At 43.7% G+C, this 25,304-nt stretch carries 25 protein-coding genes; 15 read left to right on the top strand and 10 right to left on the bottom strand.

What is annotated here, in order from left to right:
- Positions 1-7 precede the first annotated feature (7 nt).
- Complete coding sequence (locus BLR32_RS28295; RefSeq protein ID WP_089837020.1) at positions 8-1,042, top strand: hypothetical protein; 1,035 nt, start codon at positions 8-10, stop codon at positions 1,040-1,042.
- 113 nt (positions 1,043-1,155) lie between these two features.
- Here BLR32_RS28295 and BLR32_RS28300 read toward each other — a convergent pair whose 3' ends face one another.
- Entirely contained in the window at positions 1,156-1,731 is a 576-nt protein-coding gene (locus BLR32_RS28300; RefSeq protein ID WP_245705539.1) for a zinc-binding dehydrogenase, read from the bottom strand.
- Between BLR32_RS28300 and BLR32_RS28305 the strand changes: the two genes are divergently transcribed.
- The 5 genes from BLR32_RS28305 to BLR32_RS28325 all read left to right on the top strand — a co-directional run bounded on the left by BLR32_RS28305 (position 1,687) and on the right by BLR32_RS28325 (position 8,419).
- Entirely contained in the window at positions 1,687-1,926 is a 240-nt protein-coding gene (locus BLR32_RS28305) for a helix-turn-helix domain-containing protein (RefSeq protein WP_245705540.1), read from the top strand. The two genes, BLR32_RS28300 and BLR32_RS28305, sit on opposite strands and share 45 nt — an antisense overlap.
- 587 nt (positions 1,927-2,513) lie before the next feature.
- Positions 2,514-3,218, top strand: a complete 705-nt coding sequence (locus BLR32_RS28310; protein WP_089837022.1) for an ABC transporter ATP-binding protein — start codon at positions 2,514-2,516, stop codon at positions 3,216-3,218.
- A gap of 67 nt (positions 3,219-3,285) precedes the next feature.
- Entirely contained in the window at positions 3,286-5,583 is a 2,298-nt protein-coding gene (locus BLR32_RS28315) for a TonB-dependent siderophore receptor (protein WP_089837024.1), read from the top strand.
- Positions 5,584-5,620: 37 nt separating this feature from the next.
- Complete coding sequence (locus BLR32_RS28320; RefSeq protein WP_089837026.1) at positions 5,621-7,066, top strand: ABC transporter permease; 1,446 nt, start codon at positions 5,621-5,623, stop codon at positions 7,064-7,066.
- A gap of 3 nt (positions 7,067-7,069) precedes the next feature.
- Positions 7,070-8,419: a DUF3526 domain-containing protein gene (locus tag BLR32_RS28325; protein WP_089837028.1), complete on the top strand. Its 1,350-nt coding sequence runs from the start codon at positions 7,070-7,072 to the stop codon at positions 8,417-8,419.
- A gap of 141 nt (positions 8,420-8,560) precedes the next feature.
- On the opposite strand, the gene BLR32_RS28330 is transcribed toward BLR32_RS28325, so the two are convergent.
- The 3 genes from BLR32_RS28330 to BLR32_RS28340 form a co-directional block, all read right to left on the bottom strand.
- Positions 8,561-9,097 (bottom strand): lipocalin-like domain-containing protein, encoded by a 537-nt coding sequence (locus BLR32_RS28330; protein ID WP_089837030.1) that lies wholly within the window; start codon positions 9,095-9,097, stop codon positions 8,561-8,563.
- A gap of 111 nt (positions 9,098-9,208) precedes the next feature.
- Entirely contained in the window at positions 9,209-9,922 is a 714-nt protein-coding gene (locus tag BLR32_RS28335) for a LytR/AlgR family response regulator transcription factor (RefSeq protein WP_089837032.1), read from the bottom strand.
- Positions 9,919-10,947, bottom strand: a complete 1,029-nt coding sequence (locus tag BLR32_RS28340) for a sensor histidine kinase (protein WP_089837034.1) — start codon at positions 10,945-10,947, stop codon at positions 9,919-9,921. The genes BLR32_RS28335 and BLR32_RS28340 overlap by 4 nt, the downstream gene beginning before the upstream one ends.
- 241 nt (positions 10,948-11,188) lie before the next feature.
- Between BLR32_RS28340 and BLR32_RS28345 the strand changes: the two genes are divergently transcribed.
- The 4 genes from BLR32_RS28345 (at position 11,189) to BLR32_RS28360 (ending at position 15,450) form a co-directional block, all read left to right on the top strand.
- Positions 11,189-11,638 (top strand): HYC_CC_PP family protein, encoded by a 450-nt coding sequence (locus tag BLR32_RS28345; protein WP_089837036.1) that lies wholly within the window; start codon positions 11,189-11,191, stop codon positions 11,636-11,638.
- A 176-nt stretch (positions 11,639-11,814) separates the two neighbouring features.
- Positions 11,815-12,402 (top strand): DUF3347 domain-containing protein, encoded by a 588-nt coding sequence (locus tag BLR32_RS28350; RefSeq protein WP_089837038.1) that lies wholly within the window; start codon positions 11,815-11,817, stop codon positions 12,400-12,402.
- A 6-nt stretch (positions 12,403-12,408) separates the two neighbouring features.
- Positions 12,409-12,855: a heme-binding domain-containing protein gene (locus tag BLR32_RS28355; RefSeq protein WP_089837040.1), complete on the top strand. Its 447-nt coding sequence runs from the start codon at positions 12,409-12,411 to the stop codon at positions 12,853-12,855.
- Positions 12,856-13,152: 297 nt separating this feature from the next.
- Complete coding sequence (locus BLR32_RS28360) at positions 13,153-15,450, top strand: S9 family peptidase (protein WP_089837042.1); 2,298 nt, start codon at positions 13,153-13,155, stop codon at positions 15,448-15,450.
- Positions 15,451-15,522: 72 nt separating this feature from the next.
- Here the strand turns inward: BLR32_RS28360 and BLR32_RS28365 are convergent, their stop codons facing one another.
- The 3 genes from BLR32_RS28365 to BLR32_RS28375 all read right to left on the bottom strand — a co-directional run bounded on the left by BLR32_RS28365 (position 15,523) and on the right by BLR32_RS28375 (position 17,294).
- A complete protein-coding gene (locus tag BLR32_RS28365) occupies positions 15,523-16,173 on the bottom strand; it encodes an HD domain-containing protein (protein ID WP_218124269.1) in 651 nt (216 codons plus the stop codon).
- 51 nt (positions 16,174-16,224) lie between these two features.
- A complete protein-coding gene (locus BLR32_RS28370; RefSeq protein ID WP_089837263.1) occupies positions 16,225-16,674 on the bottom strand; it encodes a carboxymuconolactone decarboxylase family protein in 450 nt (149 codons plus the stop codon).
- Positions 16,675-16,736: 62 nt separating this feature from the next.
- Complete coding sequence (locus BLR32_RS28375; protein WP_089837046.1) at positions 16,737-17,294, bottom strand: Crp/Fnr family transcriptional regulator; 558 nt, start codon at positions 17,292-17,294, stop codon at positions 16,737-16,739.
- 603 nt (positions 17,295-17,897) lie between these two features.
- On the opposite strand from BLR32_RS28375, the gene BLR32_RS28380 reads away from it, so the two are divergent.
- The gene (locus tag BLR32_RS28380) at positions 17,898-19,274 is read left to right on the top strand and encodes an MAC/perforin domain-containing protein (RefSeq protein WP_176842458.1); all 1,377 of its coding nucleotides are present in this window, start codon (positions 17,898-17,900) and stop codon (positions 19,272-19,274) included.
- Between the two features lie 203 nt (positions 19,275-19,477).
- Positions 19,478-20,920 (top strand): amidohydrolase family protein, encoded by a 1,443-nt coding sequence (locus BLR32_RS28385; RefSeq protein ID WP_089837050.1) that lies wholly within the window; start codon positions 19,478-19,480, stop codon positions 20,918-20,920.
- Positions 20,921-20,944: 24 nt separating this feature from the next.
- Here the strand turns inward: BLR32_RS28385 and BLR32_RS28390 are convergent, their stop codons facing one another.
- Positions 20,945-21,304: a winged helix-turn-helix transcriptional regulator gene (locus BLR32_RS28390; protein ID WP_089837052.1), complete on the bottom strand. Its 360-nt coding sequence runs from the start codon at positions 21,302-21,304 to the stop codon at positions 20,945-20,947.
- 201 nt (positions 21,305-21,505) lie between these two features.
- Here BLR32_RS28390 and BLR32_RS28395 point away from each other — a divergent pair, with 201 nt between their 5' ends.
- From BLR32_RS28395 to BLR32_RS28405, 3 genes are read left to right on the top strand one after another with little or no spacing between them, the layout of a single operon-like run.
- Positions 21,506-22,504, top strand: coding sequence for an MBL fold metallo-hydrolase (locus BLR32_RS28395; RefSeq protein ID WP_245705541.1), 999 nt, complete (start codon positions 21,506-21,508; stop codon positions 22,502-22,504).
- A gap of 7 nt (positions 22,505-22,511) precedes the next feature.
- Positions 22,512-23,918: a M20/M25/M40 family metallo-hydrolase gene (locus tag BLR32_RS28400; protein ID WP_089837056.1), complete on the top strand. Its 1,407-nt coding sequence runs from the start codon at positions 22,512-22,514 to the stop codon at positions 23,916-23,918.
- Complete coding sequence (locus BLR32_RS28405) at positions 23,918-24,319, top strand: RidA family protein (RefSeq protein ID WP_089837058.1); 402 nt, start codon at positions 23,918-23,920, stop codon at positions 24,317-24,319. The genes BLR32_RS28400 and BLR32_RS28405 overlap by 1 nt, the downstream gene beginning before the upstream one ends.
- Positions 24,320-24,427: 108 nt before the next feature.
- Here BLR32_RS28405 and BLR32_RS28410 read toward each other — a convergent pair whose 3' ends face one another.
- Together BLR32_RS28410 and BLR32_RS28415 are read right to left on the bottom strand one after the other, a co-directional pair.
- Positions 24,428-24,664 carry a helix-turn-helix domain-containing protein gene (locus tag BLR32_RS28410; RefSeq protein ID WP_089837060.1) on the bottom strand — a complete coding sequence of 79 codons (237 nt, stop codon included), beginning with the start codon at positions 24,662-24,664 and terminating at the stop codon, positions 24,428-24,430.
- A gap of 2 nt (positions 24,665-24,666) precedes the next feature.
- Positions 24,667-25,206 (bottom strand): hypothetical protein, encoded by a 540-nt coding sequence (locus BLR32_RS28415; protein ID WP_089837062.1) that lies wholly within the window; start codon positions 25,204-25,206, stop codon positions 24,667-24,669.
- Positions 25,207-25,304 lie beyond the last annotated feature (98 nt).

Raw genomic sequence — 25,304 nt, forward strand, 5'->3', positions numbered from 1 at the left:
CGCCAATATGTTTGAAACAATCTGCGACATTAACCGGATTAACTATGCCGACCCAATTTACTATACCAAAAGCTTTCTGCATAACCCATATGTGAAAGCCAATGATCTTGCTAAACATATTCATCTTTATAACAAGCATCTGACTGATTTCAAATATTATTCCTTTATCAATCTGAAAGGGTCGGTTAATAAATTAACTGAAACTAAACAGGAACAGTTCTTTGATGGTGTAGTGCGTTCAGGGCCATTTGAAACTACCCGTACATGTTATACTTTTCAGGATAACCATGAATTAATACAGCTTACAAAGGATAACGGCGGCAGCAAAAGAGACTGGATTCTATTTGATAGCCTAAAAAAGCCGAATACACTCCGGGGGCTTACATTCGTTAATGATGTACTCATAAGCCATGAGGATATCTCATTTAATGCGTTTCTCGAATATGAGCGAATAGGCGAGCTCCCCTCTTCTGATGATAGTTTACATCATCAGAAGCGAAACAGGCAACGAACAACTAAATATGGCTTTAGAAGTGGAAAGGAAACCCAAAAGATACACTATAGGAATAACCGTGATGAACAATCAAAAAGTATTATAACGTATAATGAGGAATTCATGATACTGTCGGCTAAAGCCCACAGCCAGAAAGATAAATCGGTGTTATTATATGAAGCTGAGTTTATCTATGATGCAGACAATGTACTTAATAAAATCATCTATACACGACATAAGCCTACACGATACTATGCAGGAAATGTCAGCCATGAGCTTTGTTTTGAGTATGACGACAAAGGGCGTTTGATCCGGTTTACTAAAGATTTTCATACAATAACCTGGGAGTATGATGAGCATGATAATCCGATTTATATAGAGGAATCCAATAGTAATGGCAGTATGGGCTTTGAGGCCCGTAATAGCTACAAATATGACGATCAGGGTAATTGGATATATAGGAGAACACACAAACTCAGGGTCCAAAGTTACAGATCGGTGTTAATCCGGTCGGCGGAGATAAACAGGCAAATCGAATATTTCCGGTAATATTGTAGCTCTTTCTCCCAACAATATTGCAGGAAGTAAGCTCAATCTTGTTTTTCAGATAACTGTTCATACGCATATAGTCTATTCTGGTCTGGATATTCTGGACCATCACTTCAGATATTCACTACCAGTTTACCTGTAGCTGTACCGCTTTCAATAGCCTTATAGGCAATCTCTACTTCTTCCAATGACAGTATGCTCATATCCAGCAAGGGCTTCAGTTGCCCAGCGGCTGCAAGTGTCGCAGCTTCCCGTAAAATATCTCCATGATGTTTCATGCCTTTTCCTGTCAGCATGGGGAGAAGTGTGAATATGCCGGAATAAGTAGCTCCTCTGAACGAGAGTGGCGCAAGACTGTGGCTTCCCCATCCCAATGCACTTACAACATGACCGGTATAATCTCTTATCGCCTCAAATGACTTATCAAGTGTTTCGCCACCAACCGTATCAAAAACGATGTCAAATCCTTCACCAGCTGTATATTTTTCAACATAGTTTTTTACAGACAGGCCATTATAATCTATAGGTGTGGCGCCCAGGCTTTCTATTACCTGCAATGATCTGCTGCTGCCGGTGGCAAATACGGATGCACCAAATGAACGTGCCAGTTGTACAGCAACATGTCCGATACCGCCCGCACCGCCATGAATCAGTCTGAGAATTACCTGGGACGATATTTTAAGAAACATACGAATGAAACACTGCAGGAGTATATTCTGCGCTATAAACTGCGCATGGTCGAAAGCAGGTTGTTACATAGTAACATGCGACTTACTGAAATCGCAGATAGCCTGGGTTTTACAGATAAAAGTCACCTGAACAGGTTGTTCAGGAAATACAATGGCGTTAGCCCGGCCCAGTATAAAAAGCAACAACAGCTATAGACATCGAAAAAAATATACCTGCATGTTCTATAAACAATTATATTTGCAACAATGTTACAATTGTTGGTTTGGTAAAGAATCGTAAATACAGGCGCATATTATCAGCACTCATGTTGCTGTTGTACGGCTTTATAATAACGCCGGTGGCGCTCTGGCACACGCATGCCTGCGAGACTACCAATGTATACTCTAAACAAAGTACTCCCGACAAAAACGTCAGGCCCACCCATTCCTGCATGATATGCGGGCACGTATATACTCCTTATATACCGGCCACTGATAACTGGCAGACCGCTGTATCGGTTGATTATCAGCAATACAATGACCAATGTAGCGCAGGCATTCCAGCCTTCTTTATACTACAATGCAATACCCGGGGCTCTCCGGCTCTTTAAATTATTCAATCTGACGTTTAGTATAATGTCTTCAAAAGAGACCTTATAATCTCTTATACCACCTTTAAGGCGCGTATTTCTGTCAGATCTGTGTTCTCCAATTATCTACAATCCCCTGTTAACTGTCAGGATCAGTTTGCATACTGCATCCTGCCTGGGGGAGAAGCATCTGCAATATCAAATCCTATTTATATGTCAGTAGTATTAGAAGCGGTAAATCTTACTAAAGAATATCAGCAATACACAGCGCTCAGACAGTTGTCCCTGAGCATTCATGCCGGTGAAATATTCTGCCTGCTGGGCCAGAACGGTGCAGGTAAAACCACAACTATCAATCTGTTCCTGGGTTTTCTTGAGGCAAGCGGAGGCAAGGCGCTGATAAAAGGTGTTGAGGTGAAACCTAATAACATCGCTACCAAAAATATGATTGCCTATATACCCGAAGTTGTGCAATTGTATGGCAATCTCAGTGGCCTTGAAAACCTTGACTTCTTTAGCCGGCTGGCGGGATTTTCATACACACAGGAGGCACTGGCCGCGTTCCTCCATAAAGCCGGACTACAGCCGGAAGCGCACACCAAACGCCTGGGTACATATAGCAAGGGCATGCGCCAGAAAGTAGCGATTGCAATAGCCCTCTCGAAAAATGCTGATGTCATTTTTATGGATGAACCTACCAGTGGTCTCGATCCCAGGGCCATAGCTGAATTCACCACTATATGTAAAGAACTGGCTGCCGAAGGGAAGACTATCTTCATGGCTACTCATGACATCTTTAATGCTGTTAATGTAGGCTCGCGGATCGGTATCATGAAACAGGGAAGCCTGGTGCATATTGTGAATACCAATGGCATCTCTGCCAATGAATTACAGCAGCTCTACCTCGAAACAATCTAGCATCATCATATTTTAAGATCACAATGTTTACCGCTGCCGCAGGTTCAGCTGTTATTATAGACATACCATGAAACAACTACTATTACTGATAGCATCAGTTACCGCCTATATGCCCGGATACGGCCAGCAGATACTTACAGAACAGGCGAAGAATGATTCTAACCGACTTAAGCCAGAACAGCTGCAGGCAGTGGAAGTAATGGGCCGGTCGGCAAAGAAGTATAACAGCGACTATAGCTTTAGTGCCACCCGCACGGCCATGCTGAATAAAGAAGTACCACAATCCATTGGTACTGTCACCAAAGAGATCATGAAAGACCGCCAGGCATTTCAGTTAGCAGATGCGGTAAAGATAGTCCCTGGAGTGATACCGTCCAGTTTCTATAATCAATATGCCATTCGTGGTATCAGTCAGAATGAAGAGGGGCAGATCATCAACGGTATGCGTACGCGACAGTATTATTTTCTGCAACCGCTTACCGCTAACATAGAAAGGGTAGAAGTTGTCAAAGGTCCTGCAAGTGCCACCTTCGCAAGTGTTGATCCAGGCGGTAGTATTAACCTGGTGACCAAAAAGCCACTGGCATTCCATCGGAAAGAGATCAGCCTGAGTGCCGGTAGTTTTGCCACCATCCGCGGTACAATGGATTTTACAGGTCCGCTGGATAAAGAGAAGAAATTGCTCTATCGACTGAATAGTGCTTATCAGCAGGCGCAAAGTTACCGCGATCTGGTGCGTAATAATGCCCTGCTGATCTCTCCGTCTTTCTCATTTGTTCCTGATAATAGAACTGCTGTGAATGTAGAAATCATATACAGCAACATGGAAGGGAACCTCGACAGGGGCCAGCCTATTTTCGGAGCAATAGCGGGTAAAACGGATCTCCGGAGTACTCCTATTTCCTTAAACCTTGGCGCAGGAAGTGACTTTTTCAAATCCAAAGAATTTATCATCACCAGTAGCTTGTCACATCAGTTCAATGATGTTATCAGCTTCAATGCTGCCTATATGAAGCAACTATGGAGGGAAGATCTGCAGGAACACAGAACTATCAACGCATATGCAGTAAATATTAATAACGAACCTGTTCCCTCCCTCGCCGGAATGCAGTTTGTACAACGGCAGCAACAATGGAACACAGACAATGTCAACGTCTATTTCAGTTTTCACTTTACTACCGGTAAGGTGAAGCATGAACTGCTTGCAGGGTATGATCTGAATAGCTGGCAGAAGATGAAAGGCGGCGGACAAAACTCAGCAAGAGGATACCTGTTAAAGGATGGTACCGTAACCGGTACTTTTGTGCCTGCCAATGCAGCCAGTTATCAGACGGTGACATATAACGGTATGGTACTGCCTAAACCGAATGTGAATTATTTTGATTTAAATAACCCTTCATACACGATCCGGAATGTCAGCGACTATAACATGAATTCCCGCGTGGTCATACCCTCTGCATTGACGACTACCAATGCCTTATATATACAGGAGTTGCTTCGTTGGAATAAATGGATCGTATTACTCGGCCTTCGCCAGGAATGGTTTGAAGATATCACTAACTACAAAGCACCGCGCGAGTTATCTTTTACCAACAATAAGCTGTTACCCCGTATAGGTATTACCTATGCGGTAGCCAGTCATGTAAATGTTTATGGTACCTATTTGCAGGGCTACCAGCCACAAAGCAATACCGTGACGCTGTTGCCCAGCACAGGTAGCTACTTCTGGACAGATCAGTCGGCATCCCGCTTTAAGCCGCTGGTCAGTGATCTGAAAGAATTTGGTGCCAAGGCTGATTTCGGAAGTGGAAGACTCAATGTGAATATGGCTGTCTATGAAATCAACCAGAAGAACCTGTTGATGAATGCCAATGTGCCCGATTCCCCGGATTCAATGGTATCCCGTGGAGCAGAACGCAGCCGCGGATTTGAAGTGGACATTACCGGGTACCTGCTTCCCAACTGGCAGGTGTACGCATCTTATAGTTATATAGACGCCAGGATCATGGAAGATAATAACCCGCAACTGAAAGGTGCCCGTAAACAGAATACGCCTTACAACAGTGCCAATCTGTGGACGCGTTACAATTTTACAGGCAGGTCTGTGTTGAAGGATCTGGGTATCGGGCTGGGAGTACAACATAATGGTAACCGGGTTCCCTGGTTTGACAGGTCATTTACCACACCGGCATTTACCTTACTGGATGCGGCCCTTTACTATACGCCCGGTAAAGGTAACATGCAGATCGCTTTTAACGTGAATAACACGCTGAATAAAACGTATTGGATAGGAGCACAGAACTATCAGCGGCTTTTTCCGGGGGCACCGCGAAATGCTATGCTGACGGCGACATACACCTTTTGATATTATCCATATTGCTGGTTACAAATTGCAAAACAAAATGAAAAATCAGATTAAAATCATAGCCGGGCACTTTTTAAAGACTACCATCCGCAGTAAAGCGTTGGTAGCCATTTATATCGTATGGCTTTTATTGGTAGTATATGCAGCTTTTACCGGCTATAAAACTTATACAACACAAAATGCTCTTCGCCTGCAGTTTCAGCAGCAGGCAAGGCAAAGCTGGGAAGCTAATCCTGATAAGCACCCGCATCGTATGGCGCATTTCGGAACATTTGCTTTTCGGATTAAACATCCTCTAAGCGTGTTTGACTATGGTATGGAGAGTTACACGGGCAATGCAGTGTACCTGGAGGCGCATAAACAGAATACAGTTAATTTCAGTGAAGCCGGATTCAGCACGGGCTTATTGCGCTTTGGTGAGATCAGTCCGGCAATGCTGATACAGATGCTTTTACCGCTGATACTGTTCTTCCTGGGATTTAACACCGTAGCACAGCAGAGAGAAAATGGCACATTAAAGATCCTGCTCAGCCAGGGAGCCGGCTTCCGGTCTATCATATGGGGTAACAGCCTCGGTCTGTTTACGCTGTCAGTACTTTTCCTGCTGCCCGTAGCACTGGCAACTGTTTTCCTGCTTTATTTGCAGCCATTGCTCCCGGCAGATGGTCTTGTAAGCTTACGGAGCATTTACCTGTTGCTAATCTGCCTGGCCTACCTGTGGCTTGTAAGTACTGTGGCAATCTGTATTTCAGCAAGCAGTAACAGCGGTCGTGCGGCACTACTCAAACTCCTGGGTATCTGGCTGGTGATGGCGGTCGTATTGCCAAAAACATTGCAGTCCATTGGTAGTGCATTACATCCCGCACCTGGAAAGATCGAATTCGATACTGCCGTTGAGGAGGATATCCTTAAGATAGGGAACAGTCACAATCCGAATGACCCGCACTTCAAACGACTTAGGGACTCGGTACTAAAGGCAAATGGTGTGGATTCAGTAAGCCAGCTTCCTTTTAACTACGGAGGATTCCAGATGCGTGAAGGCGAGCGTCTGAGTGCCGAAGTGTATAACAATCATCTGCAGCAATTGTACAACCTTTATGAAAAGCAGAACAATATCAGTAACTATTCTGCATTTATTGATCCGCTTATTGGCATTAAGAATATCAGTATGGCGTTGAGCGGTACAGACTTTAAGGCTTACCGGTATTTCCAGGATAACGCCGAAGCTTATCGCTATTTCCTGGCTCAAACGATGAATGAGTTACAGATGGAACATATCAGCAATGTTAAACCAGCCCATGATGATAAGCCGCAGATCATCGGACGAGAGCATTGGAGAGAGTTTCCTGATTTCAAATACACGCATCAGTCTCTGATATCAATAGCACAACAACAGCAGTTGACCATTATGGCATTGCTTGTCTGGTTTTTCCTCTCATTTGCGCTTATTTATTTCATCGCTGAAACAGCTAAAGCACTTTAACATATGTATCGTTTGGCTTTTAAGAACTTTATACGGAGTAAGTCCGTCATTATAGCAATCACCATTTTCCTGCTGACAGGGATCATAAGCATAATTATAGGCAGGCAGTTCCTAGAAAAGCAACAGGCGGCAGCTAATGCGGTAACTGCGTTACAGAAGGAGCAGATAAACCGGAATGTGCATCACATACAAGATCAGTTTGGCCTGCTGATGTACTACCTGCGTTTTGCTTTTATTAATAAACCAGATCCCATTGCTTCGCTTGCTATTGGGCAGCAGGATGTTAATGCATCCATTCAATATCTCACCATCCGCGGACTGGAAGGGCAGCGATATGATACAGACCTCTTCAATCCTTATAACCAGCTCACAGGTAACCTGGACCTTAGTTTTGTTATATTGTTCCTTCTCCCGCTGTTGATCATTGCATTTAATTTTAATCTGCTGTCCCAGGAGACAGAGCACGGTACCTGGTCACTCGTCAGCATCCAGATAAACAAACCCATAAAGTATATCCTTTTTAAGTTGAGCATCCGGCTGATCGTAGTACTTGTGCTGTTATCTGTTCTGCTAACATTAGCTGTGTTCATCATTGGATTGCCCTTAGATGAAAAGCTGCTGGCCTATACCATCATTGCTATCCTTTATGTCGTTTTCTGGTTTGCTGTCAGCTTTCTGATCATTGTACTCCGAAGAAGTAGCGCAATTAGTGCCTTATTGCTGTTAAGTACCTGGGTGCTTATTTGTCTGTTGGTGCCGGCAGTCATCAATAATTTCCTCACAGTACGTTATCCGGTACAAGAGGCGTATAGCACGTTTATAAAACAACGGGACGGTTACCATACCAGGTGGGATAAGAGCACAGACAGCACAATGCAGGCATTTTTTAAACACTATCCACAATACAGTCACTATGTCTGGAATAGCCCAAAGTTTAATTATATGTGGTACTACGCCATGCAGCAACTAGGCGACGATGAATCTGCTGCTGAAAGCGAGGCTATGCAACAAAAACTGGCGCTGCGGCAACAATCGGCTAGTATTGCAGCATTATTTTTCCCTCCTATGCATGCGCAACTGGAGTTTACGGATATTGCCGGTACAGGCTTACGTCAACAGCTACAGTTTCTGGATAGTACCGCTGTATTTCACGAAACCACCAAACTGCATTTTTATCCGGGAATATTTGGAGATAGCACAGTAGTGGGAGAGGACTGGTCCCGCCATGTTCCGAAATACTTTCGGCGATCTGGTGCTGTCAACTGGGCATCGTTGGTAGCACCGTTCGTTTTATTTTCGCTGGTGCTGGGAACAGGAGGTGTTTATATATTTAATAGGAATGGCATAAAGTAAGAGGAAGTAACAGACAACCGCAGAAGAGCGCTGTGATGGGAAAGGGTTGGTGAAAAGCAGTGCTGAAGTGTCGTTATTCAGCACTGCTTTTTCGTCCACTGGTCACTCGTTCCCATGGTGAATGAAAAAAGTTGGCGGTATTCAGTACATAACCCCCTGGACGCCTTGGTGGTGTAACGGAACTTGCGTCCGTATCCGCGTAAAAACCGATACAGGAATAGACCCATCCGGACGAGCCGGTACACGCCAGCTCAATGTATCTCCTTTTAGTGTAAATGGACGGACTTGCAAAGTTTGATCCTGATTTGGATAAGTCCCGCGATCAATATTGAAGGTGATAGTACCTTTGATACTATCTATACTATAGGTGCCGAAGTGACAGCTTTGATTTAAAACGGCATTCTTATATTCTTCTGGTGTGCCCTTGCCGCGTTCAGTCGTTGCAAATTTCATACGTTCAGTACCGAAGATTTCCACCACGTAATGACCATCCGTAGTAAAGATGGCTATGCCATGCGGGGCAGACCCATAATCAGCTACCTGTTTGCCGTCCGGCAGGATCTTGTCTGCAGCAATCAAACGCCAGGAGCCGATAAGCTGATGAGATTGGGCTAATGCAGGTTTGGCGAGAATAACATTCATGATACAGAGAATGCTTTTCAATAATACTTTTTTCATGAAATAGTTTTGCGGTTGATGTAATGACAACAAATCTGCTGTTTATACTCCGTCCGGAAAACTATATTCAACCAACGTATACTTTTCCTCAACACACGCCGGAAAGTATACCTAAAAAGTGCGTTTTCGAATAAGCTCCATCAGGTTGTCACGGAACTTTTCTCCGATGGGTATTCTTGTTTCGCCAATGTGTATATGGTTATCCTGTATCCCGGTCATTTGGCGCATGTTTACTATAAAGGACTGATGAACCCTTGTGAAGCCCATTGGTAGTTGAGCCTCTATGTCTTTGAGCCGTCTGTAGGTAAGGAGGTTAACAGCCGTGGTTACTACGCGTACGTATTCCTTCTGACTTTCAAAAAAAAGAATATCGCTCAACAACACTTTCCGATGCTCTTTGCCTGATTTTACAAAAAAATACTCATCACCTGAGATCGCGCTTTCTTCCTTTTCCGTCAGCCGGTGTGCTTTGAAATGATCTTCTACTTTTTTTACAGCTGTCAGAAAACGCCTGAGAGTAATTGGCTTGAGCAGATAGTCGATAGTATGGTAAGAATAGCTTTCGGCAGCATATTCGCTATAGGCTGTTGTAAACACAATTCCTTTATCCGGAGATAATAACGCCGCCAGATCCATGCCGGTGACCAGGGGCATATTAATGTCTGTAAACACAAGGTCAACCTCGTTATTTTTTAAAAAGGAGATGGCTTCCAGGCCACTGTAACATTTGGCAGCCAGTTGCCAGCCGGTAGCTTGCCCAATGAGTACTTCCAGCAGGTCAACAGCTTTGGGCTCATCATCAACTATTATACAACGTAACATCATGTGAGCGGAAATTTTAAACTGGCAACAAAATATTCATTGGTTTCTTCAGTGATATGCAGATCGAAATTCTTACCATAAAGGATTGTTAACCGTTGTCGCAGATTTTTCAATCCAAGCCCCTGTCTTAGTCTGGGATCGGCATGCCTGTTCAGAGAGTTCCTGGTCTGAAAAATAAGGTGCTGCTCTTTTTCAATGAGAGATATGTATATCTTATTACATCCGGAAATTTTATCTATACCATGTTTAAAGATATTTTCTACGAAGGTCATCAGCAACATAGGAGGGATCTTCCGCTGATCATCAATACTGCGGTGAAATATGATTTCCGGCTCAGGTTTTATCCGCATTTTTTCCAGTGCAATGTAATTGTCAAGGAATTGGATTTCGGTCGCCAATGCAACATATTCATTGGTGCCCTGATCAACAAAATAGCGTATGATATCCGAAAGTCTTTCGATGAGAAGTGCAGTTCGCGGCGCTTCCATATAGGCTTCATAATACATTGCGTTGAGTGTATTGAACAGGAAGTGTGGTTGTACCTGCGCTTTCAGCAATCTTAATTCAAATTGACTTTGCTGCAATAGTATTTTTTCCGACTGTTGCTTTAGGGTAAAATATGCCATTGCCAGTCGGAAGACAAAGCTAAGGATAAAAACGGTGGACACAGAAAGCAGGAAAGTAATGTGAGACCAGGTATCCAGCCAATGAGGTGCGGCAGCAAAAGTTTCATTACGTATGTACAAGGATAAATAGCCACGGCCAAGTCCTGCTGTGACTAGCAAAATTATTGCACCCAGTAAATACAGCACAAACTTTTTCTTTTGATAAAATCGGGGATACAGGAAGTTAATATTCCCATATACAATGAGTGCATAAAAAACACAACTATTGCATGCGGATAATGCTGATCGTCCGGCTCCATCTGCCTGCAGCATGGAAAAGAAACTGATAATCCCGATTGATACCCACACCAGGAAATGCAACCATAGCAATCGGAACTTTTCGGAGAAAGGCTTGTGTAACATCAGTTACCTAAATTAGTAGATTTTTGCTTTTTTTTCTATCCTCTTCAACAACCCCGGTAAAAAGCTCAATCAAAGACAGATATTCCTCAATTATTTTAAATCCTCTACGCTACCTCTACCGAACCTTTCATGTGCTATAGTTCGGGCAGGATGAATTTTTGGATTAAAAATACATTATTTTTGTTCCTCTATTGGCGCCACCTTTTACCTGCACTATTGGTAAGGGCGCAAAAGTTACCTGATGAAAAGAAATATGTCCATACGTCGCTTCAAGGCAGCAATCCTGCTAACCGTATTTTTACTGAATACGGTTGTCGGCTTTGCATGTGCTGTAGGACTGAATATGGGCTTCAATTCCACACATCATCATGGGCATGGCAAAACGGAGGCCACAGAAATAAAAGGATCGCACCACCACGCTGATGTAGATCATCATCACCACCATCAGAAGAAAGACAAGGATAACTGCTGTAATGACAATGTGATAAAACTTGTAGAGACTGACAAGTCCTTGTCTGCGGCACCTCATTTTAGCATTAATCCTGCATTCTCAGTAATTTTCGTCTCCACTTTTTATAATATTGACCTTTTGACCTCCTCCCGGGCAAAAGTTAATAGCAGGTATTTTGTCCGAAGTTATCATCCTCCCATACCGGATATTCGTATTGCTATACAGAGTTTTCAGATCTGATTTAATGTTTATTATAAGACATTCAGGGCGTTATTGCCCTGGAGGGTACGTGTTTTTTCCAGTAGAAATATAAAAGATACTTTAAAGTAAATCTTTCCTGCCTGGCAACAGTATGCCCGATACTGAAGGTATACTATTGCTTTTAATCAATTAATAACCGTAGAAAAAATCAGAAAATGAAACACATTATTCTAATAGCAACCGCCAATATAGTATTTTTTGCAGCCTGTAACGGCAGCAACAATCAGCCAAAAACAGGCAATGATACAGTACAATCGGCTCAAGTCACTACCAGTGAAAAACCAGTAGCAACAGCTGATCAACAATCAACATCTTCTGTTAAAGAGATCGTTAACAGCTATCTGAAAATGAAAAACGCGCTGGCAGGTGATGATGATAAAGGTACGGCTGCTGCCGGTGATGCGATGGTCGCAGCATTTGATAAATTTGATAAATCATCGTTAACGGCAGATCAAAAGAAGGTGTATGAAGATGTGGAGAGTGATGCCAGGGAACATGCAGAGCATATCGGAAAGAATGCCGGCAACATCAAACATCAGCGGGAACACTTTGATATGCTGAGTAAAGACATGTACGAACTCGTGAAAACGTTCGGCGCCGGACAACAGCTCTATTACGATCATTGTCCTATGTATAATAATGGTAAGGGGGCAGACTGGATCAGCGAAACAAAGGAGATTTCCAATCCTTATTTTGGTAAGAAAATGTCTGGCTGTGGAACTGTAAAAGAAGAACTAAAATAGAAGAACATGCGTCGAACAAATAAATGGCTGTTAATGCTGTTAATTGCTTTCGCTGTTATTCAATGTATACAACCTGCCCGCAATAAAAGCGGGCAGGTGTTACAGACAGATATTACAAACATGTATGAGGTTCCTGCCGATGTACAGAGGGTTCTTAAATCTGCCTGCTACGACTGTCATAGCAATAACACCCGATATCCCTGGTATTCCTATATACAACCTGCTGGCTGGTGGTTGGCACATCACATCAACGAAGGGAAAGAGGAGCTTAATTTTAGCGATTTCGGATCTTACTCGCTCAGAAGGAGGATAAGTAAACTCCGGTCAATTGAAAATAGTATTCATGATGGTAGTATGCCCCTGTCATCGTATACCTTGTTGCACAGGGACGCCCGGCTTACAGAAGAAGAGAAACGACTGATAATAGCATGGGTGGGGGGATTAAGGGACTGAAAAAAGGGGCTGTCTCATAAATAACTTTTACCCAAATTTATTCGGGTACCTAATGGAGAGAATTTCCGCATAAGAAATTCTCAGAGCCATCGAGTTACTTATGAGACAACCCCTTTTAATGGAATATGTTAGTCAGAATAAGTGCACCAATAGCAACCGCCTTACCGGTCAACAAATTCTTCCTGAGATATACACTTTGTTCATTAAATTGAGGAATTCTATAAACGGCAATAAACGTATAGACCTGCAATCTTACCTTTACGCCAGAACAAACATGCCCAGTATCCGGAATTAACTATGAACAAATTACTTTTAACGATTTCCTTCGCCATTACAGTCTGCGAGCTTAAAGCCCAGCAGTCTGTTCCCGTTAATGACTACCGCTTCGCAGAAAGCCGGCTTATTTACAACACTGAGCCATTAGTGGATAACAATACCGTCTCTCCCCAATGGCTGGAAGATGGTCGCTTCTGGTACCGGATACTTACCGCCCGTGGTAGCGAATTTATCCTGGTCGATCCGGCAAAAGGTACACGCACCGCCGCCTTTGATCACGAGAAACTGGCGGCATCCTTGTCCAGAGTAACGGACACAATTTATCAACCTTATGCCTTGCCATTTCGCTTTTTCCGGTTTACAAACAACAACAAAAGCGTCGTGTTTACTATTGCAGGCGGCGAACATACCTGCGATTTACAGTCTTACGAATGTCGGGCAACCAGACTGCAGCCATCAGCGGCTGCCGATAACCGGAGTGGAATTGTCTCTCCCAACGGTAAGCTCGCTGCTTTTATAAAAGACAACAACTTATGGGTACGTGAGTTGCCCAGTGGGCCTGAACGCGCATTGACTACCGACGGTATTAAAGATTTTGGCTATGCTACAGATAACGCTGGCTGGCGCCATAGCGACAAGCCTGTATTACGCTGGTCACACGATTCCCGTAAGATAGCGACCTTCAAACAGGACCAGCGCCATGTAGGCGACATGTACCTTGTTACGACCAATATTGGCACACCCGTACTCAAAACATGGAAATATCCACTGGCCGGCGACGCTGTCATCCCTATGATTCACCGGGTCATCATTGATGTGAATCAGGCAAAAGTCATCCCCTTACAGATACCAGCGGATCCTCACAGAGGCACGCTAAGCGATGATATCTCCTCCAGCGGTACCTTTGACGATGTCGACTGGAGTGAGGATAACACCGAACTGGCATTTGTCTCCACTTCCCGCAATCATAAACAGGAAAAGTTCCGTATCGCTGACGCCACTACCGGTGCTGTTCGTGAGGTCTTCGATGAAAACGTAGCCACGCAATATGAATCCGGACAGGACGCAATTAACTGGCAGTATCTGAAGAAGACAAATGAAATTATCTGGTATAGTGAACGTGACAACTGGGGACATCTGTACCTGTATGACGCAACCACCGGGCGTCTGAAGAATCAGGTCACCAAAGGACAATGGCTGGTTACCAGCATGGAGAGGGTCGATGAACAGAACCGGGTGATTTTCTTCAATGCCTGTGGACTTGATGCACGCAATCCTTATTTCAGCCATTTCTGCAGAATAAATTTCGACGGTAGAGGTTTCGCTGACCTGACCCCGGAGGCGGGCAACCATAAACTGACTTTCTCGCCCGACGGTCAATACTTTATCGATAGCTATTCACAACCAGATGTTCCGGCTATTACAGTGTTGCGCAACCGGCAGGGTAAACTGCTTGTCAGCCTGGAAAAGACCGATATCGCTCGCCTCAAAGCTACAGGCTGGAAGGCACCAATGCCTTTTTCTGTGAAGGCGCACGATGGGAAAACAGATATCTATGGATTGCTGTTTACGCCCACCCACCTCGATAGCAAGAAGAAATACCCTATTATAGACTATATATACCCTGGTCCGCAGGGAGGTGGTGTACGCGACTGGTCATTCCTGACAGCCCGCCTGGATCACCAGGCGCTGGCAGAGCTGGGATTCGTAGTCATGGTGCTGGAAGGAACCAGTAACCCTCTGCGCAGCAAGAGCTACCATGATATGAACTATGGTAACATGGCGGAAAATACATTGCCTGACCAGGTTAGCGGTATCCGTCAGCTGGCGGCACGTTACGCATATATCGACACCAGCCGTATTGGTATCTGGGGCCATTCCGGAGGTGGTTTTGCAACTGCCGCTGCAATGTTCCGTTATCCTGACTTCTTCAAAGTGGGGATTGCAGAATCAGGTAACCATGAGAATCGTAACTATGAAGATGATTGGGGAGAGCGTTATAACGGACTTACCTCCGAATCCGACTATGCCAAACAGGCGAATGCACTCTACGCAGGAAACCTGAAAGGGAAACTGCTGCTGGCGCATGGTTTGATGGATGACAATGTACCACCATATAACACATTCCTGGTAGTAGATGCTTTAACAAAAGCAAACAAGGACTATGATCTGATCATATTCCCCCAGGCCAGACATGGCTTTGCAGCAGACGCTCCTTATATGATGCGTCGCCGCTGGGACTATTTTGTCCGCAACCTGCTGCAGGAAGATCCTCCAAAAGAATATCAACTGCTAAGTAAACCAGATCCAAGAAATTAACGACAAAAGCCTGTATCGAAAGTAAGATACAGGCTTTTGTATTTAGGTACCTGATGTGGCCAGAACCACCACTCACTCGCCCCATGGCGAATGAAGAATAGCATCACAGAAATTCCCCCTTTGAAAATCAGGTATCATAAAAGCGCAGATATCCGCATTGATACTGCCAAAAGTGGTCTCCGGTTTGTGTTTAAAACCCTCAAAGAAAGTAGGTATCACCTTTTTCTTAAATCCGGTACGGGGAAATTGTTTGATAATATCCTCACGTACTTTTTCTGATACCTGGTCATAACCCTTGCCCACCACATCCAGCGCAACACCGTAGTTTAATAACGCCACTTCTGCTTCCTTATGCGGCGCTACAGCGGGTATCGTATGCAGCGCTATAGCGTCCCAAACCAGCTGAAGCGATTGTTGTGGAAGTCCGTGGCTCCGGAGAAATTCACGGGCGGCATTGGCGCCATCTACTTCAAAACATTTATCCGGGCTGCTGTAATGTGGAGTAAGTCCCAGGTCGTGAAAAACGGAGCTGACATACAGCAGCTCGGGGTCGTAAGTAACCCTTTTTTGTTCACCACCTAAGGAAGCAAATAAAAATGTACGTAATGAATGATTATATAGTAATTCACTGCCATGCTCGAGCAACAATTCCGTTGCCTGTGTGGCTATTGTGCTGTCCGGTATTTTAATACCGGCGACAGCCTTAGGCATCTTTGGTATCATATTCCTAAATTTTCCAGCTAAATAAAGATCACAGAGAACTTCAAATTACATTTAAACAGGTATTGTCCTGGTGGAAATACCTACGCGATTCAGGAAGTTGATATGACACGACAAAACAATAAGATCTGCTATTTCTTTAGTATTAAAATGCGCCCTAAGCTTTTCGTATGTTTCATCTGAAACGCCATGAACAGAGATATGTGTTATTTCTTCTGCAAATTTAAGCGCACTCTTTTCACTTTCGTTAAAAAGAGGGCTTTCTTCCCAGGCGGAGAGGGCAAATATCCTGCGCGGAGATTCTCCGTGTTGTAAAGCTTCGTCGGTATGATAATCAATACAGAAAACACATTTGTTGATTTGGGATGCCCTGATCTTAATAAGCTCTATCAATGCTCTGGGCACTGAAGAAGCGTACAAACGTTTATCTATTGCAGCAATTTGTTCCCAGTATAATGGCTCTTCTTTCCACACATCTAAACGATGCTTAATTGACTTAATCATAAATTGAACTTTTTTTATGACCGCAAGTTCCACCCGAAAAATTGCTATTTCCTTAAACTGGTTTAAGAAAGATACTTTTTCCTGATTTCGCTGAGGTATTCAGGGGTAAAGCCAAGGAAAGATGCCAGTAGATATTGGGGAACACGCTGCATAAAGTCTGGGAAATGCTCGCTGAAATGGCGGTATAGTTCTTCTTTGGAAAGCTCGTAAAGTAGCCGGAGCCTTATTTGAGCAGCAGCGTAGGCTTTCTGGAATACAAGATGGAAATATTCGTTTAGTTCTGGTACCGCCTTTAACAGCTCGCGCTGCTGTTCTGCAGTAATACGCAAGACCTCTGTCTTTTCAACCGCACGAATGGAGAACTGTGCTGCTGAAGTATGCTGGAAAGCCATAAAATCTGACGCCCACCAGTTTTCAATAGCAAAATCGACTGTTTGTTCAACGCCGTTCTGTCTGAGATAAAATAGGTTCACACATCCTTTGACAATGAAAAATTTCTCATAACATCTGTGTCCTTCGCTCAATAGCAGTTCTTTTTTCTTATATATCCTGTGCTCGAAAAAAGGCACCAGTAAATTCAATTTCTCAGGTTCTATTGAACAGAACTTGTTGACATGCATTATAAGATGTTCTAACAACGCGTAATATTTTAGACGTTTATCTAAAAAGAATGATAAGCCAACAATTTACCAAATAATTCACTTTTTAAAACTGATACTTTTAGTGTTTTAAATCATTCAGAGATGAGGGTACTAACTGTAAATCTCAAAGCAAACGGAAGGGAGCTCATGCTTTAAGGAATTTAATAAAAATATAGAGAACATAAAAAAAATATTACAATGTCGTTTCTATAAATTTGGTCGTACAGGTTAATAAAAAATAAAAAATCCTGTGACCTATATTTGTAGCTAGACTAATAAGAGTTGATTCACGGAAAACAGATACAAGTTAAGACATGTAATTACCCTCATACGTTTGATTGGCCATTAGACACGTTCAGTTTTATCCACACTAATATAGAAGTCTGTCTTTTAAGCTTGCTGTAATCAAGGGCCCGGATTATTGCAGGTATTAAAAGTGATAAGGTCTCAGCTGAATGAATAATAAGTTCATTTGCTTCCCCGTCTATAGTTGTCCGGATGACAAGGTTCTGGTTTTATTTGTTAACGAATCCTCAGTTGTGCTCATTTATACAAGCATCAATTACCCTTAATTTATCCTTTATGAATTTCAAAATTGCGAATGCTGCTAAGGTAGCGGCGGTTGCAGGCGTATTGATATCAATGCAATATGGCTGTACAAAAAACGATGCCCTTGAGAAATTAAAGCTCAAAAATGCACCCACGCTTATGTCTGCCAGAGATGGCCAGAATGATCTGCTTGGTTATGGTTACGATGCCACTGGCGAATATGCCAATTCGAGTTCATCCAAGTTTTCTGTTATCAATGTTACCGCCCTTAAAGCAGACCAACCACTTCGCGTGGAATGGGATCTTTCGAAAACACAGGTAGGTACGCTCAGCGCCGGCGAGAACGCGAGGTCTTACCTTGACAAGAAATCCACCAAGGTAAAAGCAGGAGTTGATATTCCGCTCTTCAAAGCTTCTGTGGAAACCAGCTTTGGCAGTACGAATTCCTTTTCCACCAAGTACATTTACAGCGGATTCGATCTGGTTATAAAGCAGAAACGCGTGAAAACCAATGCAGATATTGATCTGCTGAAGCAGTACCTGCAGCCCACATTCGCAGCAGATATTCAGAACAAGACACCTGAATATATCGTGTCTGCATACGGAACGCATGTGCTGCTTGATATCATCCTTGGAGCCAAACTCGAAGTAATGTACCAGTCAGAATCGATCGCAAGTGAACGTACCAGGGCTTCTGAAATTGGGATCGATGTCGGTCTGAAGAAGTTTTTCAGCCTGACCGCAGGATTGAATTATTCCTACAATGAAGAAGAGAAGAATTCAAACTTCTACGACAGGCTTCATTATAGAACTGTGGGTGGCGATCCTTCGAAAAACCTGATAGGAGAGATCCCACTGGGTTCTACCACGCCAAAGGTAGATATCTCTTCCTGGCAGGCCAGTTCTACTGAGGCCAATGCGGAACTGATTGATTTTGGTGAGAATGGTCTCTTGCCGATATATGAATTGATTAGTGATCCTGGAAAGAAGGAAGCTGTAAGAAGTTATGTGATACAGTATTTACAGAATCGTGCAGCTACTTTAATACAACAGAAGATTTATGCAAAGATCACGGCTAATAACATCGTGTCTCATTACTATTTTGACTCATATTGGGACAACGTGAAGACAGGAGACCAGTATCTCACTTTCTTTGGTGAGGATAAGGTTACTCCAGCGGTATTTACCGGCAATGTTGCGTTCCGTTACAATATTGTGCATGAAGACGGTACAGACCAGTGGCGCCTTGGTGAGATCGAGAACTGGTGGGTGCAGAATCAGCACAAGGTGTTTATTTCCCGCGCATTTATTTCTGCCGCAGGTAATAGAAAACATCCATGGGCAGAGATGATGTTTGAAATTTTACCACAACCGGGTTACGAACCCATAAATGAGCAACTGGCTCCATAGGTTTGTAGATTTGATATTATTACAAGAAAGGCTGTCTCCCATGTTTGTAAAACAGGAGACAGCCTCTTTTCATTCAGGTACCTGGTGAAATGGGGAGTTATTCGGAGGACCTTCGTTTATTTTTTGGTACATTAGTAGACCATTAAAAAGTATTTTACTATAATTAATGTCGCCTGAGGGCCAACCAGAATTAAGATAAGCCAATGAGACACCGCCATTTTTATTATTCCCTTTCGATAGCCTTTTTTCTCGTAATCACCATTGGTTGCGCACGCGTATCCTTGCCTTCATCGCCTCCGTCCCTTCAGAAGAAAACAAAAGAACAGTTATTCGCTATCAAAAATGTGAATGTTATCCCGATGACGCAGGACGGTGGTACGCTGACAAACGTGACTGTAATCATCAGAAATGGACAGATCACAGCGTTCAATCAGCCTGTTCCAGCTGGTGCTAAGATCATTGATGGCAGCGGGAAATGGCTCATTCCTGGCCTTATTGACATGCATGTTCATATACCTGCTGATTTACATTTTGGTCCCAGTCTTCCAACGCAGGGCGCTACGATATTCTTTAATACGCAGGATGTTATGACGCCTTTTGTTGCTAATGGCGTCACAACGGTATTCGATCTCAACTCCAGGGCAGAACACTTCGCTCAAAGGAACGAGATTGCGAAAGGGACTGTCATAGGACCACGGATGGCACTGGCGGCGCTCATAAATGGTGGTAACGGATCAGGAAGAATAGTTAATACAGCTGAAGATGGACGCCAGGCTGTTCGTAGCGCAAAAGCTGAAGGGTATGAGTTTATCAAGGTGTATTCCAACCTTAATATAGAGACTTACAAGGCCATTGTTGATGAAGCTCACCAGCAAGGATTAAAAACTATCGGACATATTCCGGACGCTTTTCGGGGGAAACTGAAAGAAGCATTTGTACCTTATTTCGGAATGGTAGCCCATGCAGAGGAGTTTTCAAAGCAAAGCAGTGATTTCAGTGAGCAGGATGCACAATTATTCGCACAACTGGCAAAAGATAATGGGACATGGTTGTCACCGACATTAACCACCATGAAATGGATATTGAGTCAGGCCCGCTCACTTGACGAATTACGCGCATCTCCTGCACTGCAGTATGTTCATCCCTTATTGCAGAGCAAATGGCTGACCGCTAATAACTACAACCGCAATACCTCCCCCGAGCGGGTCGCCTATTTCCAGAAAATAGTCGATTTTCATGTTCGCCTGGTGAAGGCTTTCAAGGCAGCAGGTGTTCCGATGGTTGCGGGAACTGATGCAGGGCTCTCCGGAGTTGTTGGAGGCTTTTCATTGCATGATGAAATAGAACTGTTGGTCGGGGCTGGATTGACGCCGGAAGAGGCTTTAGTTGCAGCCACCAGGCTTCCTGCTGCGTGGCTGGGCATAGACAAGGAAGTGGGTACAGTAGAAGCCGGCAAAAGAGCTGACCTCATTTTGCTTGATGCTAACCCGCTAAGTGATGTGAAAAATACCCGGAAGATTGCGGGTGTTTTTGTCAACGGACAATGGCTCAGTCGCCGCACAATTGATGCTATGCTTGCTGATCTCTCCATGCGTAATAATGCGGCAAAGGAAGACTATGACTGGAAGAAAACAATAAGCCATTAGAGCCATCCCGCCTGGCAAAATAGGTCACGCACCTTGCTTTAACACAGGTCTTGTACCCGGATTCTCCAGGTACTGTGTGCCCCATTCATCCATGACACTGATTACCGGCAATAATGACTTACCTAACTCAGTTAAAAAATACTCCACTTTGGGTGGAAGTACCGGATATATGACACGCTCAATAATACCATGCTCCTCCAGCTCCTGGAGTTGCTGATAGAGTACTCTTCTGCTTGCTTTAGGATTTAACCGCTGCAATTCGCTTGGTCGTCTGTGACCTTGCCAGATATTGTGGATCAGACAGGGCTTCCATTTGCCCCCGATGATTTCCATAATCATTGCCATTCCACAATCCAGGTCTTTAGGAATCTTTCTTTCGAGCATTGCAATCTTGTTGAGGCAACAAAATTAACTAATAATACTGGGATAGGGTATAGGGCTAATTTTAACCCTATGCTATAATGAAGTGCGTACTTGTCTAAAGTGTACTATCGGCATAGCTTTGTATCCGTTTTAAGAAGTCTTCCGATTCAGGCCTGTCAGGAAGACATTAATCTACTAATAAAATATCCAAAATATTAAAACATGATAAAAGCAAATTTTCGTTTTAAGTATTTTCTTCTGAAGTTGATGCTTTCCTTTTGTGTGATGATGGGAGCTATGTTGTACCATGTGCCACTTACTTTTGCACAGGATACAGTACGAACATTCCCTCAACCGGCAAGCTATCATATGATGCTGGGGGATGTTGAGATTATTGCATTCTCCGATGGAAGCATTGCGCAGGATCTGGATAAAATACTGACGAATACCCAGCCGGGAGAAGTGAAGAAACTAACCGAGCTAAACTTTCAGACACCAGTGGTAGAAGCATCTGTGAATGCTTACCTGCTTAAGATAAACGGTAAGCTTATCCTGGTAGATGCAGGTACTTCTGAGTTATACGGTCCTACACTTGGTCATCTTCCTGCGAATATGATCCGTGCGGGATATAAACCTGAACAGATCGATGCAGTATTGATCACTCATATCCACACCGACCACACCGGTGGCTTAATGGATGGTGCCAGAATGGTATTCCCGAATGCAGAAATTTATGTTAGTAAGAGAGAAGCCGACTACTGGCTGAGCGATGAAAGCTATGCGAAAGCTCCCGCCAGACTGAAGCCGTATTTCGATCAGGCACGACTCAAAATGATGCCCTATGTGAAGGCGGGAAAGGTCAGGACTTATGAATATGGAAAAGAACTGTTTCCTGGTATTCTCCCTGTTGCCAGTCCCGGGCATACGCCTGGACACAGCTTTTACCAGGTAACCAGTAAAGGAGAGAAAATACTTTTCTGGGGCGATATTATGCATTTCGCAGCAGTGCAGTTTGCAGATCCTGACGTTACAATTGTCTATGACGTCGATTCTGCAGCAGCAGCACAAGCGCGTAAGAAAGCCTATGAAGATGCAGCAAAGGGGAAATACTGGATAGCTGCTGACCATATATCGTTTCCTGGTATAGGTCATATACGGAAGCTGGAGAAAGGGTATCGTTGGTTTCCAATTAATTATACAACGAGTGGAATAGGCCAATAATGAGTGTATGAACAAGCTATTTAATTTTATCAAAAAGCGTACTTCCTTCTTCCTCTTTTCGACAGTTACTACCTTGCTGGTTTCATCAGCAAATGCACAGGCATATAATAACGCTGACTCAGTATTGATCCGTAAACTTTATGACGAAGTATTACAGAGTGAGGAAATGGATGTAAATCTAAGATACCTGACCTCTCATATCGGCGCCAGGATAGCGGGATCAGAACAGGCAAAGCAGGCTGTTGACTGGCTAAAAGAAACGATTTTCAGATATCATCCCGACAGCATTTATCTCCAGCCAGTCATGGTACCTCATTGGATAAGGGGTGAGAAAGAATCGGCCAGTTTCATTACAGGAGGCAGAACAGTGAAGTTGAATCTGTCTGCCTTGGGAGGATCTGTAGGAACCGGTGGTACATTAACAGGGCAGGTGGTAGAAGTGAAGTCCTGGGCCGAACTATCCTCACTTAGCGACGAACAGGTAAGAGGGAAAATTGTTTTCTTCAACCGGGCAATGGATGCACGTGAAGCAGAGACATTCAAAGCTTATCTATCGGCTGCAGACCAGCGCGCAAAGGGCGCTATTGCGGCATCGATGAAAGGCGCGATTGGCGCACTGATAAGATCACTAACGCTGGCAAAAGACGACTATCCTCACACTGGTGCTATGAGCTATGATGCAGCAGTAAAGAAAATTCCCGCTGCAGCCCTGAGTACCAATAGTGCTGATAAACTGAGTGAGGCTTTGAAGAAAGATCCTGTACTTCAGTTATCGATGCAGATGAATTGTATACAGTTGCCAGATGTACTTTCTTATAATGTCATTGCAGAACTCAAAGGAGTTGTCCATCCGGACGAGTTTGTGACTGTTGGTGCGCATATAGATTCCTGGGATATAGGCGAAGGCGCCAGTGATGACGGAACAGGACTTGTACAAGCTATGGAGGTGCTGAGAGCCTTTAAAGCAACCGGATTAAAGCCGGCACGGACACTGAGGGTGATACTCTACATGAACGAAGAAGCAGGAGCGCATGGTGGTGTGGAATATGCAGCACAAGCCAGCGTGCGGAACGAACATCATGTGGCTGCTATAGAATCTGATGCTGGTGGCTTTACTCCCCGGGGATTCAGAATAGAAGCCTCTCCTGAAGTGACAGCTAAGTTTAAAGCGTGGGCATTATTATTAGCGCCCTATAAAGCTGACGACATCCAGCCACAACAACGGGGCGTTGACCTGGTACCCATGAAGGGAATGGCCAAAGCATTGCTGAGCCTCGACTGCGACGATAGCAGGCTGTTTTATATTCACCATAGCGCACTGGATACTTATGACAAGATAAATCCGAGGGAAGTTGCCATGGGAGCTGGCGCTATGGCTGCTATGACGGCACTTTTATGTAAATACGGATTATAATGAAAGCATCTATAACATTAACAATAAGCTGTATAATGTCGCTGCTTGCGATAACTGTACATGGGCAAACAAAACCATTTAGTAGGTATAGGGAACATAACGGGCTGGTATTTGTATCCGGACAAATAGGTGTAACATCTAAAGATCATCAAGGTGTGGGATTCAATGAAGAGGTAAATCAGGCTTTAAAGAATGTTAGCGCCATTTTAAAAGAAGCCGGTACATCTTTATCACAGGTAGTCAGCGTTACCGTGCATCTGCGCAATCTTAGCCAGTTTGAGGAGTTTAATAGTATTTATAAGCAATACTTTCACCCACCATATCCGGCCAGGACTTGTGTAACCGTCAGTGACCTTGTAAATAATGCCAATATCGAGATCAGTGTCATTGCCGGTAAATAGCTACTCACGGCATGTATCCTGAATCAAATCGCACAATAACGGCTTCCTCTACTGAGTGGGGAAGCCGTTATTATGTTAATCATTTTTGTGCTGTTATCATTCCAAAAATTACAGGCTGGTTTCGGGGGAAGGTGCTTCCGGTTCTTTTCTATATTCGAGGATATCCCCAGGTTGGCAATCCAGTACTCTGCAAATAGATTCAAGCGTCTCAAACCGTACACCTTTTGCCTTTCCATTCTTTAGGATTGACAGGTTCACATTGGTAAGGCCAACTTGTTTGGACAATTCATTTAACGAAATCTTTCGCCTGGCCATCATCACATCCAGATTAACAATTATAGCCATAATTAAATAAATGCTTCGTTTTCTTTTTTAACATTCAGTGCTTGTACAACAAACTGCCGGACTGCCCACATAATAGCCGCAAACAGGAAATACATTGTTTGAGGCGCCTTTAGAATAAGCAGCCGCGTAAAGAACCGAAATAGCCCGTTAGAAGTGCTCCATACAGAAACCCATCCCTCCGTATGAAGTTCATTGAAATTTTCGAAGATCGTTTGAATTACTCCCAGGAAAGCCAGGCATAAAGACAGGATAGTAACCCAATCGAGTATATGAAGGCTATCTTTTTCGAAGTAACCTGACTTGAGGTATTTCCGATGAAGTCTCAAAAGGAGCATACCTACTGCCAGAAAAATGAGATTGCTTCCAATCATCAGCATAAACCATAACTCGGGTATATTAACAGGAGGTGCTACAAAGGAATGGCCGCTGGTCAATAAAGGAAGGAACCAACGGGTATAATATATCAGCGCCTCAGCTGAGAAAAGAATCGCCCCCCATCCAATAAGGGCAATCAGCAAATTATTCTGCCTGTATTTATTCATAACTGCTTTTTTACAAAGGTATAGCTTAATTTAAATAAAGCAACTATTATTTATTGTTTTATTTTAAATTAATAATGAAAATCGTTTTGTATGGAGCG

The sequence above is a fragment of the Chitinophaga filiformis genome (assembly GCF_900102545.1).
GTDB classification, from domain to species: domain Bacteria; phylum Bacteroidota; class Bacteroidia; order Chitinophagales; family Chitinophagaceae; genus Chitinophaga; species Chitinophaga filiformis.